Annotated in this window: 16 protein-coding genes; 3 read left to right on the top strand and 13 right to left on the bottom strand. The window is 59.7% G+C overall.

The window, feature by feature from the left end; all coding sequences use genetic code 11:
* The 3 genes from ACO07N_RS14575 to glyS all read right to left on the bottom strand — a co-directional run bounded on the left by ACO07N_RS14575 (position 1) and on the right by glyS (position 4,259).
* The gene (locus tag ACO07N_RS14575; protein ID WP_421981706.1) at positions 1-1,035 is read right to left on the bottom strand and encodes a fatty acid desaturase; all 1,035 of its coding nucleotides are present in this window, start codon (positions 1,033-1,035) and stop codon (positions 1-3) included.
* 344 nt (positions 1,036-1,379) lie between these two features.
* Positions 1,380-1,859, bottom strand: coding sequence for a GNAT family N-acetyltransferase (locus ACO07N_RS14570; RefSeq protein ID WP_421981705.1), 480 nt, complete (start codon positions 1,857-1,859; stop codon positions 1,380-1,382).
* A gap of 54 nt (positions 1,860-1,913) precedes the next feature.
* Positions 1,914-4,259 (bottom strand): glycine--tRNA ligase subunit beta, encoded by a 2,346-nt coding sequence (glyS, locus tag ACO07N_RS14565; RefSeq protein WP_421981704.1) that lies wholly within the window; start codon positions 4,257-4,259, stop codon positions 1,914-1,916.
* 219 nt (positions 4,260-4,478) lie between these two features.
* Between glyS and ACO07N_RS14560 the strand changes: the two genes are divergently transcribed.
* Positions 4,479-6,059, top strand: coding sequence for a putative bifunctional diguanylate cyclase/phosphodiesterase (locus ACO07N_RS14560; RefSeq protein ID WP_421981703.1), 1,581 nt, complete (start codon positions 4,479-4,481; stop codon positions 6,057-6,059).
* 28 nt (positions 6,060-6,087) lie between these two features.
* Here the strand turns inward: ACO07N_RS14560 and ACO07N_RS14555 are convergent, their stop codons facing one another.
* The 3 genes from ACO07N_RS14555 to ACO07N_RS14545 form a co-directional block, all read right to left on the bottom strand.
* Positions 6,088-8,025 (bottom strand): DUF2207 family protein, encoded by a 1,938-nt coding sequence (locus ACO07N_RS14555; protein WP_421981702.1) that lies wholly within the window; start codon positions 8,023-8,025, stop codon positions 6,088-6,090.
* Between the two features lie 11 nt (positions 8,026-8,036).
* Positions 8,037-8,591: a LemA family protein gene (locus ACO07N_RS14550; protein WP_421981701.1), complete on the bottom strand. Its 555-nt coding sequence runs from the start codon at positions 8,589-8,591 to the stop codon at positions 8,037-8,039.
* Positions 8,592-8,755: 164 nt separating this feature from the next.
* Positions 8,756-9,697, bottom strand: a complete 942-nt coding sequence (locus tag ACO07N_RS14545; protein ID WP_421984432.1) for a glycine--tRNA ligase subunit alpha — start codon at positions 9,695-9,697, stop codon at positions 8,756-8,758.
* 323 nt (positions 9,698-10,020) lie between these two features.
* Here ACO07N_RS14545 and ACO07N_RS14540 point away from each other — a divergent pair, with 323 nt between their 5' ends.
* Positions 10,021-11,412, top strand: coding sequence for an MATE family efflux transporter (locus ACO07N_RS14540; protein ID WP_421981700.1), 1,392 nt, complete (start codon positions 10,021-10,023; stop codon positions 11,410-11,412).
* A gap of 35 nt (positions 11,413-11,447) precedes the next feature.
* Here ACO07N_RS14540 and ACO07N_RS14535 read toward each other — a convergent pair whose 3' ends face one another.
* The 4 genes from ACO07N_RS14535 to ACO07N_RS14520 form a co-directional block, all read right to left on the bottom strand.
* Entirely contained in the window at positions 11,448-11,633 is a 186-nt protein-coding gene (locus ACO07N_RS14535; RefSeq protein WP_319386119.1) for a hypothetical protein, read from the bottom strand.
* Positions 11,634-11,679: 46 nt separating this feature from the next.
* Positions 11,680-12,537 carry a S49 family peptidase gene (locus ACO07N_RS14530; protein ID WP_421981699.1) on the bottom strand — a complete coding sequence of 286 codons (858 nt, stop codon included), beginning with the start codon at positions 12,535-12,537 and terminating at the stop codon, positions 11,680-11,682.
* A 117-nt stretch (positions 12,538-12,654) separates the two neighbouring features.
* Positions 12,655-13,287, bottom strand: coding sequence for a PilZ domain-containing protein (locus ACO07N_RS14525; RefSeq protein WP_421981698.1), 633 nt, complete (start codon positions 13,285-13,287; stop codon positions 12,655-12,657).
* 147 nt (positions 13,288-13,434) lie between these two features.
* Positions 13,435-14,331, bottom strand: coding sequence for a uracil-DNA glycosylase (locus ACO07N_RS14520; protein WP_421981697.1), 897 nt, complete (start codon positions 14,329-14,331; stop codon positions 13,435-13,437).
* Positions 14,332-14,642: 311 nt separating this feature from the next.
* Here ACO07N_RS14520 and ACO07N_RS14515 point away from each other — a divergent pair, with 311 nt between their 5' ends.
* The gene (locus ACO07N_RS14515; RefSeq protein WP_421981696.1) at positions 14,643-16,319 is read left to right on the top strand and encodes an electron transfer flavoprotein-ubiquinone oxidoreductase; all 1,677 of its coding nucleotides are present in this window, start codon (positions 14,643-14,645) and stop codon (positions 16,317-16,319) included.
* A 1,312-nt stretch (positions 16,320-17,631) separates the two neighbouring features.
* On the opposite strand, the gene ACO07N_RS14510 is transcribed toward ACO07N_RS14515, so the two are convergent.
* From ACO07N_RS14510 to ACO07N_RS14500, 3 genes are all read right to left on the bottom strand, one after another.
* On the bottom strand, positions 17,632-18,930 hold the full coding sequence (locus ACO07N_RS14510; RefSeq protein WP_421981695.1) for a DEAD/DEAH box helicase: 1,299 nt from the start codon (positions 18,928-18,930) through the stop codon (positions 17,632-17,634).
* 2 nt (positions 18,931-18,932) lie between these two features.
* Positions 18,933-19,298 carry a hypothetical protein gene (locus ACO07N_RS14505; RefSeq protein WP_421981694.1) on the bottom strand — a complete coding sequence of 122 codons (366 nt, stop codon included), beginning with the start codon at positions 19,296-19,298 and terminating at the stop codon, positions 18,933-18,935.
* 227 nt (positions 19,299-19,525) lie between these two features.
* Complete coding sequence (locus ACO07N_RS14500; RefSeq protein WP_421984431.1) at positions 19,526-20,602, bottom strand: PQQ-dependent sugar dehydrogenase; 1,077 nt, start codon at positions 20,600-20,602, stop codon at positions 19,526-19,528.
* Positions 20,603-20,619 lie beyond the last annotated feature (17 nt).

The raw sequence follows: 20,619 nt of genomic DNA, 5'->3' as shown, positions 1-20,619 counted from the left end.
CTAGCCAAGCAACGGTCTTGCTTCGGAAAACGACAACAATCGCCTGGAGTTCTCATCCCACAGATGAAGCCGGACGCTGTCAAGGCTCTGGCTGATCGTCATCCGGTTGCGATCCGCCAATTCCTTGTGATCGCGAAGCACCTCCGGCAGCCGATAAAACGGGATCCGGCTGTTCAGATGATGCACGTGATGAATGCCGATATTGGCACTCGACCATTGCAAGACCGGCGGCAAAACATAATGAGAGCTGCCATGAAGCGCGGCATCATGCAGTTGCCAGTCCTCGTCCGTGTCCCAGTGGGTCCACTCGAACTGATGCTGCACGTAAAACAACCACACACCCAGCGTCGCCGCGAGAAGCGTCGTTGGCAAGAAGATCAGCAGGATCGGCATCCAGCCACCGAATATCAGGATAAGCGCCAAGGCAGCGAAGATCGCGAGATTGGTGAACATGGCATAGACCCAGTATCTGGCATGTGTCATGTAGCCGATCGGCAAGCGGTTCTCGAGGAAGAACGTGTAGAACGGCCCAAGCCCAAACAGCACGAGAGGAGACCGATAGAGCCGGTACCACATCCTGCTGCGTGGCGTCATCGCCCTGTATTCCGCGACCGTCAACGTATGAATGTCGCCAAATCCGCGCTTTCCCAGATTTCCCGACGTACTGTGATGCGTCGCGTGGGTCCGCCGCCAGACGTCGTAGGGCGTCAGCGTCAGAACGCCTATGGCCCTGCCGAGCCAATCGCTCACGGTTCGGTTCCTGAGAAAGGACCCATGGCCGCAGTCGTGCTGAATGGCGAACAGCCGCACCAGAAAAGCAGCGTTGATCAGGGCGATCGCCGCGGTGAGCCAGTAACTGATGTCCAACGACACCCAGGCCAAAATCCACAACAGCAGGAAGGAACCGACGGTAACGCCAAGCTCGAAGGAACTTCGCAACGTGCTCGGCTCGCGGTATTGCGCGAGAATAGCCACCCAGTCACGCGGCGCACGGATTTCCGGCTTCGCGCCAGGGACATCATCTAGATCGCACATATACCTGCTTCTTGTTATTTCGTCTCCCTACATAGACTGTTGTGCAAGGCATGCAATGCTCTAGTCACCTGAATCTGAAGTTCGACTCATTTTGCAGCGGGTTTCGAACGAACTTCAGATTCAAAAAAGGTGACTAGTAAGTCTATGTTTCAAGTGCGGTTTACGAATTTGAAGTTCGCTTCGGAAACTGCTGGAGCAATGATGCGAACTTAAAATTCACCGCACTTGTACCGGCGCTGAGCACTATTCCCGGGCCTTATCACGTGAAAGTGCGTTCGCGGAGTGCGTTGGCACGGCACCCAACAGGCAGTGCAAAGCCATCTTGATCCGGATATACGCAAGGCTCAAACGGGTGTGTATTTCTTGGAAACGGTTTCTTCGCCGGACCGGTAATCCTCAAAGCCCATGCGCGCATAGTAGGACAACCCGCCGGCGTTCTCCTTGCGGATGGTGGCATCGATCGCGCGGACACCGGCGTCTCCCGCCGCTGCGGCGGTGCGCGTGAAGAGCGCGCGGCCTATCCCCTTGCCGTGCGTTTCCGGATCGACATAGGTGGCGATCACCGCCCAATCGGACGGCAAGCTGTCTTCGCCCGGCCAGGAAGGGTCGCTCCACAAAAGCGCCTGGAAGCCGCAGACCGTTCCGGTCTCAACCGCGACATGACAACAGATCGCAAGCTCGGGACCGATGAATTCGCTGATGATCTTCCGGCCGTCAAAAGGCGTGCGATAGGCTGTCGTGCCGCCGATCGCGATGATCCGATTGATCAGCTCCGCCATCTGGTCCGCGTCCGATTTCAGCGCGGTGCGCACGTCAACGGTCAATGCGGTTTCCTCCGGTGTGCGCCCCGCCCCGCTCAAACGCCTCCAGAACGGTCTTCACCCTGCGACCTTGGAAAAGTCCGCGACGACATGGGTCGCATCCCGGATTTCCGCCAGCAACTGCAGGCGATTGGTGCGCAGGGCCGGCTCCTCGGCATTGACGAGGATGTCCTCGAAGAAGCGGTCGACCGGCGCGCGCAGCTTCGACAAGGCCTCCATGGCGCCCTCGAAATTCTCTTCCGCGACCGCATCGGCCGCTTCGGCACGGGCCGTATCGATGGCGGCCGCAAGATCGATTTCCGCCTGTTCGCGCAGGTGATCCGCATGCGGGCGGCCGGTGACGGGAGCCCCATCCTTCTTTTCTTCGGCCTTCAGGATGTTGACGGCGCGCTTGTAGCCGGCCAGCAGATTGGCGCCATCATCGGAGGACACGAAATTGCCGAGCGCTTCAACACGTTTGACCACCATGAGAAGATCGTCCTGCCCGTCCAGCGCGAACACCGCGTCGATCAGATCGTGGCGCGCGCCTTCGTCCTTGAGGTGAACCTTCAGGCGATCACCGAAGAAGGACAGAAGACTGGCGACATCAAGTGCGTCGTCCACTCTTTTGAGCTCTGCAGTTTCAGACAATTCGTAAAGCGGACGATCATCGATATTCCATGCACTATATTCTCGCGCGTACACGGTTTCGTTGAACGAGTAGTTCTTCATGATGTAATTGACCACGTCGGTTGGGTGAGGGTCATCTCCTCCTCCAACAGTTTCGCCTGGCCAGTCTGCAACTATCCTGCCGTCTTCACGTGCCCTGTACGACGCATGCGGTGCTCCTCGCATCAAAGCTGAAGAAAAGAAATTATGAAGACGCATTCTTCGGATTTCTAAGAATGCAGTTTCCAAGACATTCGACAGAGGAAGCCGGAGTTCGTTCTCCAGAACGATCCGGATCACGCCCAGTGCGGCCCGCCTGAGCGCATAGGGATCCTTGGAGCCTGTCGGTTTTTCATCAATGGCCCAGAAGCCCGCCAGAAGGTCCAGCTTTTCTGCAAGCGCGACGCTGACGGCGACCGGGTCCGACGGCACACTGTCGCTCGGCCCTTGCGGCTTGTAGTGCTCTTCAATGGCGAGCGCGACGGACGCATCCTCTCCCTGGGCAGCGGCGTAATAGCGGCCCATCAGGCCCTGCAACTCCGGAAATTCGAACACCATGTTGGAGACAAGGTCGGCCTTCGCCAGTTCGGCGGCCCGTTCCGCCTTGGCGGTGTCGGCACCGACGACCGGGGCTAGATCCGACGACAATGCGACAAGCCGCTCGATGCGGGCGCCGACGCTGCCGAGCTTTTCGTGAAACTTGACCTCGTCCAGCCTGGGCAGGTTGTCGGAGAGCTTTCCCTTCAGGTCGGTATCCCAGAAGAAGCGGGCATCGGACAGGCGCGCGCGGATGACCTTCTCGTTTCCGGCGACGATCAGCTTGCCGCCGTCTTCGGCGACGATGTTGGAAACCAGAACGAACCTGTTGGCCAGACGCCCGGTTGCCGGGTCTTTGAGAACGAAACACTTCTGGTTGACGCGGATCGTAAGCTGAATGCACTCGTCCGGGATCGACAGGAAGTCATCGTCGAAGCTGCCGGTCAGCACGACCGGCCACTCGACCAGGCCCGCGACCTCCTCAAGCAGGCCCGGATCCTCGACCAGTTCCAGACCCAGCGCCAGCGCACGGTCCTTGGCATCGTTCAGGATCATGTCCTTGCGCCGGTCCGCATCCAGGACAACCTTGTGTTTTTCCAGCCCGGTCGCATAGTCGTCGAAGCGCCGGACCTCGAAGGCCTCGTCGGCGAGAAACCTGTGGCCGCGTGTGACCTGGCCTGATCTGATACCGTCGAATTCGAACGGAATGACTTCCGGCTCTTCGGTTTCAGGCCCGAATGTCGCGACGATCGAGTGCAGCGGACGCACCCAGCGCGTTGCCGTCGAGCCCCAGCGCATGGACTTCGGCCAGGGAAACGCGCGCAGGATGCCGGGCATGAATTCGGCAATGATATCAATTGCGGACCGGCCCGGTTTCTCGATAACCGCGACGTAGAAATCACCCTTTTTCGGATCACTCTGAATGCTTGCTTCTTCGACCGAGGAAAGTCCCGCTCCGCGCAGAAACCCTTCAACCGCCTTGTCCGGCGCTCCGACGCGCGGTCCCTTTCGTTCCTCGCGGGTCGCGGCAGATCCGGCCGGGACACCTGCGACATGCAGCGCCAGACGGCGCGGGGTTGCGAATGCCTTTGCGCCTTCATAGGGCAGACCGGCCTCCACCAGAGCATTGGTGACAAGCGTTTTCAGGTCTTCGGCCGCCTTGCGTTGCATGCGGGCCGGGATTTCTTCGCTGAAGAGTTCAAGCAGAAGATCGGGCATGGAGTTTTACGCCTTCGGGTTTGGAAGGAGACTTCCGGAAACAGCTGTGCGTCCGTTAGCAACTCAACGTGCGCTTGTCACCCCTTTTCCAGCTTTCCCGGCAACGCCACCATCGACAAAAATATCAGTAGCAAATCATAGTCTTGCTTCACTCTTCTTCAAGAAATACCTGCGACACTCCTCTCTTGGTAAAGCAGTACGAAGTATCAGGACGAGATAGTGATCAATCAGGAAGCCGCAGGCGTCCGCATCTTGGCACGCTCACTTGCCGCGATTTTCGTCGCGGCGATCCTCAGTTTTGCGGTCTTCGTCTTCATTCCCCACCTCTTGGAAGACAGCCACTCAGGTGACGGACACCTGCTTTATGACGCTGCCGCAGCCGTTTTCCTGTTCTTCGCCCTGACCGGGCTCGTCTATGGGCTCTGGGTGACACGCAAGCTGCGCAGCGAACTGAGTGCCCGTTCGTCGGAACATTCCAAGGCCCTGGCCCTGGCACAGCATGACGCGCTGACCGGCCTTCCGAACCGCCGCCGCCTGCTCGAGGCCTTTTCGGATCTCAGCCGCAACGTGAAGGACGGCAGTTTCCGCGCAATCATGATGCTGGACCTCGACGGGTTCAAACCCATCAATGACGTCTACGGGCATTCGTTCGGAGACAATCTGCTGCGCAGCTTCGCCGAGCGGCTTGCCGAGACGGTCGGCAACGACGGCATCGTCGCGCGGCTCGGCGGCGATGAATTTGCGATCGTGTCGCCTGTCTTCTCGGACAAGAGCGAAGCCTCGGGTTTCGCACGCCGCCTGCTGACACGCATCAGCGACCGGTTCGAAATCGGCGAACGCCAGATCTCGATCGGTTCGGGCATCGGCATTTCCCTTTATCCGCATGACGGCCATGCCATCACGGAACTACTGCGACGCGCGGACATTGCCCTTTACAGGGCAAAGTCTTCCGGGCGCTCGACCTATCGTTTCTTCGAAGTCGACATGGATGCCTCGATCCTGCACAGGACACTCCTGGAGCAACGGCTGAGACGCGCCATCGAAGTCGAGGACGTCAAGGTCCACTACCAGCCCATTCTGGACATGAACACGGGACGCATCGCGGGCTTCGAGGCGCTTGCACGCTGGACCGACAGCGATTTCGGCAACGTGCCGCCGATGCAATTCATCCCGATCGCGGAAGACTGCGGCATCATTTCCGAACTGACCCACCACTTGCTGGCAAAAGCCTGCGAAACCGCGGCGAAATGGCCGGAGGAGCTTTACCTATCCTTCAACCTGTCGCCGGTCCAGCTGCAGGATCCGGCCTTGCCGGACCAGATCAAGACGATCCTGGGAACCTACGGCTATCCTTGCGAGCGGCTTGTTCTGGAGATCACCGAGACCTCGCTGGTCAAGAACCCGGAAGCGGCAAGACGCATTCTGGACGAGCTGACCGCAACCGGAATCTCGATCGCGCTGGACGATTTCGGCGCAGGGCACTCCTCGCTGAGCTACCTCCGGGACTTTCCGATCAAGAAGGTCAAGATCGACAAGTCGTTTACCGAACGCATGCTGATCGACAAACAATGCGCCGCGATCGTGGAAGCCGTGCTCGTCCTGTCGAAGGGACTGGAAATCGACGCGGTGGCCGAAGGCATCGAGAACGATGCCGTGCACTCCGCGCTGAGCTCAAACGGCTGTCACTACGGCCAGGGCTTTCTCTATGCCAAGGCCGTCTCGGCCGAGGATGCGGACGATCTTCTGTTGGCGCAGGATGGCGGCCGTCTTCCGTTCGCCGAAAACTCCAACGTGGCCTGACCGCGCGCTCAGTCGGATGGTGTGGCCGCTACCAGCCGCCGCCACCGCCACCGCCGCCGCCACCGCCGGAAGATCCCCCTGAAGACCCGCCGGAAAAACCCGAGCTTGAAGACTTCGGCACAGGCAGCGACGACCTGAACGACTGAGCCATGGCGCTCGTTGTGTTGGACAGGGAATGCGAGACATGGTGCGCGTCGAAGGTGCGCCCGCTGTACCAGTTCGGATGATAACTCGCGGCGGCCGCAGCTCCGGCCGCGGTCGAGAGCCAGCCCTGAAACGCATTGGACCACGGCTTTTCAACGCCGAGTGCCACAGCATAGGGAAGCAGTTCCTCGAAATGCACGGTGCTCATGTCCGGTGCCTCGGCCATGTTGAGCCGTTCCTGCTCGGCGACAGACAGGTAGAGTTTCAAGCCCTCGATCTCGTCCAGAACCTGACGGCCCAGCGCAGTCGGTGCGCTGAGCAGAAAGAAGAACAGCACGTTCAACGCAACGAGGGCAGCCGCCACGACCGGCAGTATCGGCAGCGTGGAGACCCCGCCGGAAATGTTGCTGGCCACCAGACCGGTTCCGACCATGGCGGCGATGAACAACAGGAAAATCAGAGCCATCCTGAGCTGCATGTTGGGAATGCGGAAGACGGCCTTGCCGATGTTCACCGAGAACGCCGCGGCGAAAACCGACAGCACCATGAACAGAAACGCGAATTCCATCTGGTCATGCGGCATCTGGCCGAAGGCGAACAGCCCGATGATCACCACGATGCTCAGAAGGGCACCCGGGATCAGAAACGACCGGTTGTTCCTGAAGAAAACATCCCGGCTTTCCTTTTCGATCGCGCTCCTGAATTTGCTCCCAAGCGCCTTAATTGCAACGCCGTTGTTCTTGTCGACTGGAAGCGGCGAGCCGCGCCCGTTCAAATAGGTGACGAGAGCCGCCTCTCCCTTCGGCAAATCGCGCGTGCCGGTGCCGAGCGCATCGTCCAGTTCCAGCACCACGTCGCCGTCCTTTTCGTCGAAACGAAGCCGGTGTTTGACGGCAAGGTTGAGACTGGCCGCTGCAAGCGCAACCCATCCGCCATCGCTGAACCCGCGTGTCGACACGTATCTGGCAAGCGCCGGGGAAACATTGGCAGGTGCCTTGAACCGCGGATAGACAACACCACTTGCCGGATCCCGCCCGACGAACAGCCAGGCCATCAGGTAGTAGAAAAGCACCAGCAGCACACCCGCGCCGCCGATGAGTTCAGGGCGGTAATCGTCCAGAAAATATCCGAGCTGTTCGGCTTCCGTAGGTGCGGCAACGGCGCCCTTCGGCATTCCAACCACGACGGTCAGTCCCTCATAGGGCCGCAGGCCCCGTGTGGTGGTGAAGATGACTTCTCGGCCGTCCTCGGCAATGCTAGCGTCAAAGTCCCTGCCCCTTTCACCGAAGCTTCCGGTGTAGGCGGTCCAGTCCTGCGCCCGTGTCCCCGGAGGCAGGATCACCCGTGCGACGACCTCGTCGATCGGAAAGATCCATTCGTTGCCGGTCGCGTTCCAGTAGACCTCGTCGTGGTCATCGAAAAACCGGATCTGGCGGTCGGTCTCGTAAACAATCGTGTAAGTGTAGCCGCCCGGCTGCAGAAAAACGTTCTCTTCGCCGATATAGACCCGTACGCCGTCGCCGCTCGCTCTTTGAAAATAGCTGGCTTCCTTCCCGTCCTGGAGGACGGAAAGCACCTTGAACCCGACCCGGTAGGTGCGCCCGTCCGGCCCTTCGGCCCGAAGCGGAAAATCCCTGTAGATCCCGCGCTTGATCTGGTTTCCTTCCGCGCGGACGCGAATGGTTTCGGTCACGGTCAGCAAGCCGCTTTCCGCGACCTCCACGTTTGAGACAAACCGGTGAATGCGTTCTTCCGCAAAGGCGGATCCGGCCGAAACAAACAGCGTCAGCAGGAGCCCGGTGACAACCGACTTCATCGTCATGGAGATGCCCCCTAGAATTCAACCTTGGGCACAGCCCGGTCGGCTTCATCCTCGATCTCGAAATACTCGGCCTTTTCGAACTTGAACTGGTTGGCAACGAGATTGGAGGGAAAACTTTCCACGGCAACATTCAGGCCGCGCACCGCGCCATTGTAGTAACGGCGCGCCATCTGGATCGCGTTTTCGATTTCGTCCAGCGAATTGTGAAGATCGGAAAAGTTCTCGCTGGCCTTGAGATCGGGATAGGCCTCGGCGACGGCGAACAGGCGCCCCAGCGCCTGGCCCAGCGCGCCCTCGGCCTTGGCACGCCCGGCGACATCGTCGCGCGGCACCGATCCGACCGAGGCCCGCAGCTTCGTCACCGCATCAAGCGTCTCCTGTTCGTGACCGGCATAGCCCTTCACGGTTTCAACCAAGTTGGGAATGAGATTGGCGCGGCGCTTGAGCTGCACGTCGATGCCGCTCCAGCCCTCCTCGACCATCTGCCGTTTCTTGACCAGCGTGTTGTAGAGAAAAATCGCGTAGACGGAGAGCGCGATCAATAGCGCGAGAATTATCCAGGACAACGGGCGGATCCTCCTTCAAGAACGATCCGGAGGCTATCGCCTGTCGGCAGACATGTCATCCTGTCCGGGCCACCAAACAGGCGTTATCCCACATGTGTCGGCTTGAATCCGCGTCTTGAGCGCGGCCACACCCCGGCGCGGCCCTTCTCCAAGGGGTAATCGCGCTACTCTGCGGCCTGGTTGTGATAACCGACGCCGCCTGCCTCCGTTTCCAAAAAGGCGGTGCCGCAGGCCTTGGCGAGTTCGCGCACGCGCAGAATGTAGCTCTGGCGCTCGGTCACGGAAATGACGCCGCGCGCGTCCAGAAGGTTGAAGGCGTGGCTGGCCTTGATGCACTGGTCATAGGCCGGGAGCACGACCTGGTGCACGCTCGCACCGGCCTCGTCTCTCGCCTTTGCCCCCGCGTCAAGAAGCGCCTTGCATTCGGTTTCCGCGTCCTTGAAGTGGCGGAACAGCATTTCCGTGTCGGCATGCTCGAAGTTGTGGCGGGAATATTCCTGTTCGGCCTGCAGGAAGACATCGCCATAGGTGACCTTGTCCGCGCCTTCCATGCCGTTGTAATTCAGTTCGTAGACGTTATCGACGCCCTGGATATACATGGCCAGGCGTTCGAGCCCGTAGGTGAGTTCGCCGGAGACCGGGGAACACTCGAAACCGGCGACCTGCTGGAAATAGGTGAACTGCGAGACTTCCATGCCGTCGCACCAGCACTCCCAGCCGAGTCCCCAGGCCCCGAGCGTCGGACTTTCCCAGTCGTCCTCGACAAACCGGATGTCGTGAAGTTTCGGATCGAGACCGATGGCATAAAGAGATTTCAGGTAGAGATCCTGCAGGTCGGCCGGCGACGGTTTGAGGATCACCTGGAACTGGTAGTAGTGCTGCAGCCTATTCGGGTTTTCGCCGTAGCGGCCATCCGTCGGACGCCGGGACGGCTGGACATAGGCCGCACGCCAGGGACGCGGGCCGAGGGAGCGCAGCGTCGTTGCCGGGTGAAATGTTCCGGCACCGACTTCCATGTCATACGGCTGAAGTACCACGCAACCCTGGTCCGCCCAGAAGCGCTGAAGCGTCAGGATCAGGCCCTGAAATGAGTTTTCCGGGCGCATATGCGCCGGCAATGTGTCCGTCGACATGACTATCATCCGCATGTGGTGTGTCACGGCAGCCAGTCCGCCGCGCGACGCGAGAGGTGCCACGACGCGCAGGCAAGGTCAAGACAGGCCCGGCTCTGTTTTGCGGCCCGTGGGTGCCCGCTTGACGCAGCCGCCGCCGTCGACTACCAGAAGTGCGGCCCCGGACGCCGGCCGCTCGCAGACCAACGGTCCTGGTGAAGTTCCGGTTCAGACAATTTCGTTCCCCCGTAGCGTTTCGCTCAGGTGGCAATGCGAGCACTTCCCTTCCCGCGAAATGCCTGCACCTGGAGAACGGAATGTCGAACGACACGTCCCGGACGAATTTCTATACGCAAGGCCCGCTGGTTCCGACACTTTTGAAGACCGCTCTTCCGATCATTGTCGTGATGAGCATGAATGGTCTTCTGACGGTTGCCGACGCGCTTTTTCTCGGCCGATTTGTCGGACCGGATGCGCTCAGCGCGGTCACCCTCATGTTTCCCGCCTACATGATCCTCGTCGCGACAGCGACGCTGATTTCAAGCGGGATGTCCAGTATCCTGGCGCGTCATCTCGGCGCCGGGCGATACCACGAAGCCCAATGGGTTTTCGCCGGCGCGCACGGTCTGTCGGTCGGAATCGGTCTTGTCACCGCCGCCGCCTTCTCGGTGGCCGGATACCCTCTCATCGTCATCGCGGCCGAAGGTTCCGACGCAATTGCGGACATGGCCTACACCTACATGGCGATCACCGCGTGCACCTCTCCACTGCTGTTCGTCCTGTCGATCCAGTCGGACGCCTTGCGCTGTGAAGGCTTTGTCATGCAAATGGCCGGCGTCAGTCTGTTCGTGTCGCTGCTCAACATCGCACTGAACTTCGTCTTCGTCGTTGTCTTGCATTACGGCGTTGCGGGAACCGCCGCCGGAACCGCGCTGGCGCAGCTGCTGTCGCTGCTGGTGATCACCGGCTTCCGGCTGCGCGCGGACAGTCATTTGAAGCCGAGGGTTCTTTTCAGGACCTCCTGGATATCCTGCTGGCGGTCGATTTTCGCGCTCGGAGCTCCGCAAAGCCTGAACTTCGCGGGCATCGCAATCGGTTCTGCGGCCACATTCGCAGCGCTGCAGCTGGCGGGATCGAGCGGATACGAAGCCACGGTCGCCGCCTTCGGGCTGCTCACGCGGATCATGACATTCGTTTTCCTGCCCCTGCTCGGGCTGATCCACGCGCTGCAGGCCATGATCGGCAACAATTACGGAGCGCGCGCGTTCGAGCGCACGGACGCCACGCTTCGGCTCGGTTTGCTGACAGCGCTTTTCTACAGCCTCGCGGTCCAGCTCCTCCTGAGCCTTTTTGCCCGGCCGATCGGGTTTCTGTTCGTGGATGATCCTACGATTGTCTCCGAACTTGCCAGGATCATGCCGATTAACATCGCGCTCATGTTCGCGGCCGGTCCGCTGTTCGTGATCGGGGGATATTTCCAGGCACTCGGCGATGCGAAAAGGGCTGCTTTGATCGGACTGATCAAGCCCTATGCCTTTTTCCTGCCGCTGCTGTTCGGGCTGCCGTTCTATTTCGGTGAAGCCGGCATCTGGCTGGCAGGGCCTGTTTCGGAAGGGCTACTGCTTATACTGGTCGCGGCCATGCTCTGTTCAGCGGCGAGAAACACAGATGCGCGCTGGGGCCTGTTTCTCGCGAATCGACCGACGTGAGATGACCCGGCGGCGCAACGCGCCGCCGGTCCTGTTCAGTTGACGGGCCGGTACTTTCCCGTTTCGGGATCAAGGACCAGCTTCGCACCCTTGCCGTTGGGATCGGCCTTCGCCGCCGCCCGCGAGATCTCGTTCTCGACCTGGGCCATCTTGCGCTTGACGCGTTGAACAATCCAGTAACCGCCGACCGCAAGTGCCGCCACACCAATCAGTTCCGTCATATCGTTCCCCTTGCTTTCCCCGAGATCACATGCCCATTGCGCCTTTTTAAAGGCCGTAGCGCATCCAGAGCGCCCGCTCCTCGACGGCTGAGATCAGGTCCTCTCCGAGCCCCTCGGTCAGGCGATGGCCCTTCGACCCGATACCAACCGCTGCACGTCTGCCGAACAGGCCGCGCGGTGCGGAGATCAGCTTGGGTTCGACTTTCTCGCCGAACCTTTCCTTCAGCACACCGCGCAAATCGCCGATTGCGTCCACGAGACCGAGTTCGACAGCCTTGCGGCCCGTCCAGAACTTGCCCGTGAAGAGATCCGGATCTTCGCTCAGCACATCTGCGCGGCGCGATTTCACGAGATCGATGAAGGTCTCATGCAATTCGAGCTGCAGGCCCTTGAGATAGGCGATGTCATCCGGCACTTCCGGCTGGAAAGGATCAAGGGTCACCTTCTTTTCCCCGGCGGTGTAAACCCGCCGGTCGACGCCGATCTTCTTGATAAGTTCGGTGAACCCGAAGCCGGCCGCAACCACGCCAATCGACCCGACGATGGAAGACGGATCGACGAAAACCTCGTCACCGGCAACAGCGATCATGTAGCCGCCGCTCGCGGCGACATCTTCCACGAAGACCAGCACTTCCTTTTCGTTTTCCTCGGCAAGGTCGCGGATGCGCTTGAAGATCAGGCGGGACTGAACCGGCGAACCGCCGGGCGAGTTGATGATCAGGGCGACCGCTGGCGCTTTCTTGATGGAAAAGGCTTTTTCGAGCGGCAGGGCCGCCGACGCCAGTGACAAACCCGATCGCATCGGGCTCTGCATCCCGATCGCGCCCTGGAGGCGGACGACGGGGATGATCGGTTTGTCATTGCGGAAACGTTTGGGAAGAATACTGCGGATTTTTGAAAGCACGCTGAAAGGCCCTGCGAGAGTACGGTATTCCCTCCGATATATGTATCGTCCGGGAACTTGCAAACACCAGGGGTCCGGTTATTCAGGGAGACGCCTTGAACGTCCTCACAAAACAGGTCACGACCCGAAGGCGCTGATGCGTTTTCTGGGCTTATCCGACTGTTTTGCGGCAGATCGCATTTCCTGCTCGCGATCCAGCATCGCCGTGACCGCTTCAGGTGTCAGGACAGGTGCCGGATCGAAGGGCCAATTGAGGCGGACGCCTGCCTGCCCGTTCCTCCGCCAGATGATTTTCGCGGCAATGGGCATATCCAGGCCCGGGATGGAAATCTCGATATCCTGCGGCAACCTCTCAAGACCGTCAGCCTCAAGCCTGCACCCGGATCTGCTGGCATCGATAATGCGGCTCTTGACAATGAATGGGCTGGTCTTTCCGCTCACCACCGTGCTGATCCAGACAGACCGCCGGACTTCGCGGCGTTTTTCCGCGGTTGCCTGATCATCCGCCAGAAAGCTGACCCAGGCCTCATTATCCGCGAAGGCAGTCACGGTGCCGCGCACAAGTTTGTCATTGCCGGCAAGACGCAGTCCGACTTCTTTCTTGAGCAGATCCACCTTGTCCGAAACGATCCAGCAGCCGGTGTCGTTCAAGTCGATCGCGAACGCTTCGAAGCAGGACATGTCGCCCAGGTCCACGACGAGCGCTGCCACGCAGTTTTCAGCAATTCTGACAGCGCTGGTGTTGCTCAAGATGCCCTCCGGCCGGGTGCGGTGAATTTGAAGTCCGTTCGAAGCCCGCTGAAAAATAAGTCGAACGTCAGATCCAGGTGACCAGTTGCATTTCACCCTACAACCGGAAATCTGAAAGCGGCGTTAACGCAAGGGAAGCTGATGTCCTTACAGTCCGGCCAGGCGGGACCGGATGCTCAGGAAGTCGCGCCAGGACAGGCGCTTTTCAAGCGGGCTGCGCAACAGGTATGCCGGATGGTACGTGGCGACCGCCGCAATTTCCCGATCCCGGAGCGCGTAATTCATCCAGCGGCCGCGCATTTTGCGAATGCCGTCCTGAACGCCGAGAAGGTTCTTTGCGGATGCGGCGCCCAGAAACACCAGAATGTCGGGATTGACCAACTCGATCTGCCGTTTGATGAAGGGCTTGCAGATTTCCGTTTCCTGAGGTGTCGGCGTGCGGTTGCCCGGCGGGCGCCAGGGAACGACGTTGGCGATATAGGCGGCTTCACGGTCTAGTCCGATCGCGTCAAGCATGCGGTCGAGCAATTGCCCGGAACGGCCCACGAATGGTTTTCCCTGAAGGTCCTCGTCCCGGCCCGGTGCTTCACCGACCAGCATCAGCCGGGCCTCGGGATTGCCGTCCCCGAAGACAAGCGTTTTCGCCGTCAGCTTGAGATTGCAGCCTTCGAACGTCTCCAGGCAGGCTTTCAGGTCTGCCAAAGACGCCGCGGCGGCGGCAAGATCCCGCGCAGAGGCGATCGTTTCGCGATCCGGCATGACGGCCGCCTGCAGTGGCGCGCTGGCGGGTTGTTGCGGCGGCGCGGCGGCCGGCTGTCGCGGTGCGCTCCGAGGTGCTGCATGCCCCGCGGCGGCGGTCCGGTCCGGCCCGCCGGCCGTTTGAGGCGGCGACGCCGGAGCAGCCTGATGCCTTTGCGCCGCCTGGCGCGCACTTGCTTCCACCCAGTCGACCGGTGCATCACCCAGAAAACAGTCGACGCCCGCGCTCCTGTAAAACTCGAGCAGGCTTTCGATGTCCTTCAGATTGTCTTGGGAATGTTGCAAGTGACGGCCTCCAGAGCCAGATACTAACCGGCTGATCCCCGGGCACAAGCACCGCGCACCGATCTAGACGCTGGACCCCCAACCTTCTGGCGTTCCATCTGCTTCACTCCTGAAACGAAATATTCCTTACTCTTACGTAAACGTAATTCTTTTTCTTGACGCCCGGGCAAGGCTTTGGTCTATCTGGGCGAAATTCGACAAAATAAGGGCCGGATTTCGCTAACGGAATTGAAAAATGTCGTGTATTGCGCTGCAAAATATTGCAAACAGGGCGCTACGGACAAGGCCTTGCCGGCTTGAGGGAGAAGAAGATGAGCGAACAAGACGAGCTTGGTGAACGCGAGAGCATGGATGTCGATGTCGTGATCGTCGGCGCGGGACCGGCCGGTCTCGCCGCCGCGATACGCCTGAAGCAGATCGCCAACGAAAAGGGCGAGGAACTGAGTATCGTCGTTCTGGAAAAAGGGTCCGAGGTCGGTGCGCACATCCTCTCGGGCGCGGTGATCGATCCGATCGCACTGGACCAGCTCCTGCCTGAGTGGCGCGAAGAGGACAGCCCGATCAAGACGGCCGTCACGGACGACCATTTTCTGGTGCTTGGACCGGCCGGGTCTGCACGTCTTCCGAATATGTTCATGCCGAAACTGATGAACAATCACGGCAACTACATCGTTTCTCTCGGGAATGTCTGCCGCTGGCTAGCCGAAAAGGCGGAGGCGCTCGGCGTCGAGATCTACCCCGGCTTCGCGGCCGCCGAACTGCTCTATGACGAGGACGGCAAGGTCGTCGGCGTTGCGACCGGCGACATGGGGACCGGCCGCGACGGCAAGCCGAACGCGATGTTCACGCGCGGCATGGAGCTGCGCGGAAAGTACACGCTTATCGGCGAGGGTGCGCGCGGGTCCCTGGCAAAGCAGCTCATCGAGAAATTCGAGCTCGACAAGGACAGCGACGTGCCGAAGTTCGGCATCGGCATCAAGGAGCTGTGGCAGGTTGCTCCCGAGAAGCACAAGCTCGGCCTCGTGCAGCACTCCTTCGGCTGGCCGCTTGACGGGAAGACCGGCGGCGGGTCGTTCCTCTACCACCTTGAGGACAACCAGGTCGCCGTCGGCTTCGTTGTTCATCTGAATTACGAGAACCCCTGGCTGTCTCCCTTCGATGAGTTCCAGCGTTTCAAGACACATCCCGCGATCCGCGATACGTTCGAGGGTGGCAAGCGGATCTCCTACGGCGCGCGCGCCATCACCGAGGGCGGATACCAGTCCGTGCCGAAACTGTCTTTCCCCGGCGGTCTGCTGATGGGATGCTCGGCAGGGTTCGTGAATGTGCCGCGCATCAAGGGCTCTCACAATGCGATGCTGTCCGGCATGCTGGCCGCCGAAGAGGTCATGGCCGCGATCGGACGGGGTGAGGCACACACGGAACTGGCCAACTACGACACCGCCTGGCGCAACAGCCCGATCGGTGAAGACCTGAAAAAGGTGCGCAACGCGAAACCGCTCTGGTCGAAATTCGGCACGTGGCTCGGCATCGGCCTCGGCGGCCTCGACATGTGGACGAACGAATTGTTCGGCTTTTCCTTCTTCGGAACGATGAAGCACGGAAAGCGCGATTCAGAGACGCTGAAGCCGGCCAAGGACTGCAAGAAGATCGAGTACCCCAAGCCCGACGGTGTGGTCTCATTCGACAAGCTTTCCTCTGTGTTCCTGTCCAACACGAACCACGAGGAAGACCAGCCGATCCATCTGAAAGTCAGCGACCTGGCTGTTCAGAAATCTTCCGAACACGACGTTTTCGCAGGCCCGTCGAACCGGTACTGCCCGGCGGGCGTTTACGAGTGGGTCGAGGAAGGTGAGGATGCGCCCCGGTTCCAGATCAATTCGCAGAACTGCGTGCACTGCAAGACCTGCGATATCAAGGACCCGAACCGCAACATCACCTGGACGGTCCCGGAAGGGGCCGGCGGACCGAATTATCCGAACATGTAAGGCTTGTCGGTAAGGCGCGGAACGCGGCAACGGACCGGGACCGGCACGGCGACAGCTGTTCCGGTTCTTTTGACGGTCGCTGCGGCTGCCGAAAGTGTGCGGTCCTACCCTGTGTGATCCTGACCTCTTTGCCTGCAGCGTACTTGGCTTGTCCCTTCGCGGCGCGAAGGCGGCGCAGAGGCATCTGAAGGAAAAATTTTACAAAACCGGTTTCGAAAACAAACAACGCCGGGAAGCAATGCTTCCCGGCGTTGTCGTCTTGTGGACGATGGGTTGTATCAGGCCGGTTAAAGTGGGGGTACCGGCCTGTTGCGGTTGTCAACCGCGCAAAACTGGAAGGCCGGACGTTCCAGACGTCCTGTTGTTGCGCGATCGCCCGCGCCACAAGGCCTGAGCTGTCTTCGCAGACAGCGATTTTTTGGGAAACGGAGGTCCAGATGGAGCCAACGTGCACCGTCCCAGATCTTTGTCTGGTTATTGTGCTTCGGCTTTATTGATCTTGGTTAATCAATTCCGAAGCGAGGGCCGATGTACCTTCACCTTACGGAAACGTCAACCGTAAATTTGGGCAAATAAGAACTTATTTTGGATTCAGCAGGAAAATTTATACCAATCGGTCAATTTTTTCCGCAGCAGTCCCGCAAGCGAACCTACGGCCACGCGGCCGCCATGACTGCTTGCAGAAACAAGCAGAATTCCGCTTGAAAAATGGCACCATTTTTTCTCATTATTTTCAGCCGGTTATGGCTTCCACCCTCGAAATCAGCGTCCATAAGAATTTTCTATACAACAATAGATAAAGAGTATGATTTTTACAATTCTTTGAAACTAAAGAACTTCTTAGCCTTGGACTTGAGCGGCTTCAATCAGGAGTTATCCGAAAAATTGAACCATTCGGAACAATTTTCCAATAACTATATGTATTTATTGATTTTTTCTGATATCCACATGCTCTGACCCGCATGGAGAGTTATGATTGCAGTATTGATTTCGTTAATCTAGTTTTACTTCTAACGGGGGCTTAGATGATTGATTTCCAGCATGTTTTGGAAATCCGGATCAAGTCGTGCACAGAAATGCTGTGACATCCCCCAGAAAATCGGAATTCGGTTGCTCAGCAGCGCAATCGGGTACCTTGTGGGCAGGAAGTAGCAGCTTACCTCCGGACTGCGGCGGCGACGGATCGGGTCAGGTGTCTTTCTAAAGAACAGTCAGGACAGCACGTGTTGTTCTGACCCCCATCGACCACAAGGTCTGGCACCGGGAAGGCCACTTCCCGGTGCATTTTTTTGATCATCAGAGCAGACGCGGCTCAGGCAGCGCTTTTCCGGTTTCCCGACTTGCGGTGCTTGTGCGGCCGCGCGCCGGGCGTGTTGTCGTTGTGGTTCTTTGCCGTGCGTTTGCGCGAGGGCTTTTTGGCAGCCGGTTTGTTGCCCCGGTTCTGCCCGCCCCGTTTGGACCGGCCTGCGGCTGCCGATAGCGGCGGCACCTCGCCGCCGGCGACCGGAATCTCGATACCGATCAGTTTTTCGATCTGCCGGAACAACCCGATTTCCTCAGGCGCGCAAAGCGCAATCGCATCGCCGTCCGCCCCGGCGCGGGCCGTCCGACCGATCCGGTGAACATAGGCCTCCGCCACTTCCGGAAGTTCGAAATTGTAGACGTGGCTCACACCTGGAATGTCGATGCCCCGCGCTGCCACGTCGGTGGCGACGAGCACATTGATCTTGCCGTCCCGCAGATCACGGATCGCGCGGTCACGCTGGTTCTGGCTCTTGTTGCCGTGAATGGAACCGGCTTCGATGCCCTTTTGCGACAGTCTGCGCATCAGGCGTTCGGCGCCGTGTTTCGTGCGGCAGAAGACGAGCGACATGCCCTCGGGATTGGCTTTCAGCTGCTGGAGCAGGAAGTCGCTCTTGGCCTTCTGGTCCATGAAATGAACCGATTGCGTGACCTTGTCGGCCGTACGTCCGGTCGGTGCCACTTCCACACGTTCCGGATTGCGCAAATAGGACCTGGCGAGGTCTTCGATCTGCTTCGGCATCGTTGCCGAAAACAGCAGCGTCTGACGCTCGTCGCGTACCAGTCCGCTGATCCTGCGCAGTGCATGAATGAAGCCGAGATCAAGCATCTGGTCCGCCTCGTCGAGAACGAGATAGGATGCCGTCCCGAGATCGACAGCCTTGCGGTCAACGAGGTCCAGCAGGCGGCCCGGGGTTGCGACCAGAATGTCGGTTCCCCTGGACAAACGCTTGATCTGCGCGTTGATCGACACCCCGCCGACAACCGAGGTTACCCGGAGCGGGGTCGTCTTGAGGTAGGAAACCAGGTTCTTCGCGATCTGGTTCACCAGTTCGCGGGTCGGCGCCAGGATAAGCGCGCGGGTGCCGCCTTTCGGCGCAACGTCTCCATCGGCAAGCAGGCGGTCAATCAGCGGCAGACCAAATGCAGCGGTCTTGCCGGTGCCGGTCTGGGCGAGACCGAGCAAGTCATGGCCTTCTAAAATAAGCGGGATCGCTTTTTCCTGGATCGGCGTCGGCGACGCGTAGCCGTTTTCCGAAACAGCCTTCAACAAGCCGCCGGAGAGCCCCAGGTTCTGAAAATCAGTCAATATCATTTCCTTGTTGCGAGCATCAAAATGCTCTTGTTGCCGCAAGGCGTTTCCCTGCAGCATGGTGTTGGTGCGCGGCAGCCGGTTCGTTCAGAACCGGCTCTAGGCCGCCAGACCCTAGGGTACGGACTCATAAATGAAGTCAATTTGGTTTGGATCGTTTTGACCAGCTGCGAGAAGCGAAAGCGCAGGAAATGTGTTTCATTTTCAAGCCTTTCGCGACGATGCAGATGGCCAAAACGGCCAAATCCGAAGGACGGCAAAATGGCTTCACCTCGCTGCGTCACCGCGCTTGACCGGGCATAAAGCCCGCTCTGCGCACGCTTCCTCGCAAGGTTTTGCCATTTCTGCCGCCAAATCGGCTTCATTTATGGGTCCGTACCCTGGCGTGACATGGGAACTGGTTGAGCCTCTCATCAGGCTCCAAATCTTTTGCAACTGGAGGGTATCGGGTCCAGGGACGGTGTTGTCACTGGCACGCAGACGTCCTGTCTGCTCACGCGGCAGCAATCGCAATGCGGTATATCTGCCTGATCAGTCGAAATGTCAAGCTGCCGTAAGGTCGTCGCATCCCGCCCGTGGGTATTCTGCGACGTTAAGGAACCAGGCGGATCAACTGCCCGTCGTCGCTGTCGGTCAGAACATAGAGGTATCCGTCAGGCGCCTGGCGCACGTCGCGGATCCGCGCGTCCAGATCGCCCAGAAGCTGCACCTCGGACACGATCGTCTCACCGTCGAGATCCAGTTTGGACAAATGACGGCCGCGCAACGCTCCGACAAGCAGATCTCCCTGCCAGTCGGGGTAAAGCTCGCTGGTGACGAATGCCATTCCCGATGGCGCGATGGACGGATCCCAGAAGTGGATCGGCTGTTCCATGCCCGCCTTTTCCGTTCCCTCGCCGATCTTGCCGCCCGAATAGTGGCGACCGTAGGAGATCACGGGCCAACCGTAGTTCTTGCCGGCTTCGGGAATGTTGATTTCGTCTCCACCGCGGGCGCCGTGCTCCACGGTCCAGAGCACACCCGTTGCCGGGTTGATCGCGGCGCTCTGCGGGTTCCGGTGGCCGATCGACCAGATTTCCGGCTTGTGACCGGCCTCTCCTTCGAACGGGTTGCCGGCAGCCGGCCGGCCCTCCGGCGTCAGCCGCAGCACGGAGCCTGTGTGATCGGATGCGTCCTGCGACCTTGGACCGTCCCCCCGGTCGCCGAGCGTCATGAACAGGGATCCGTCCGGCGCAAAGGCGAGCCTGGAGCCGAAGTGACGTCCGCCATAGGCACGATTGTTTGCGCGGAAGATCGTCTTTCCATCCTGCAACCGATATCCATCCCCATCTTCGGCAAGCGTTGCCCGGAACAAAGATGTGCCGGCGCCCTCCGGAGAGCCTTGCGAGAAGGACATGAAGATTGTCCGGTCCGTCTCGAAATCGGGACTGAGAACGACGTCGAGCAACCCGCCCTGCCCTTGCGCGAAGACTTCCGGCGTGCCTGGCACGACACTCTGGTCGCCTTCCTCAGAAACGTGTTTCAGGAGCCCGTCCCGTTCCGTCACGAGGTAACCGCCTTCAGGAAGAAAAGCGACGCTCCAGGGGTAGGACAGCCCCTCGGTGACCGTTTCGGGAGCAATGGAAGACTGCGCTGCGGCCGGCAAGACGGCCATGGGGCTGAATGCCATGAAAAGTGCAGCCGTTG

The organism is Roseibium sp., from assembly GCF_965229775.1.
In the GTDB taxonomy this organism is placed as follows: Bacteria; Pseudomonadota; Alphaproteobacteria; order Rhizobiales; family Stappiaceae; genus Roseibium.
Note: the sequence above shows the minus strand (reverse complement) of the source record. Positions and strands in the feature narration are given on the sequence as shown.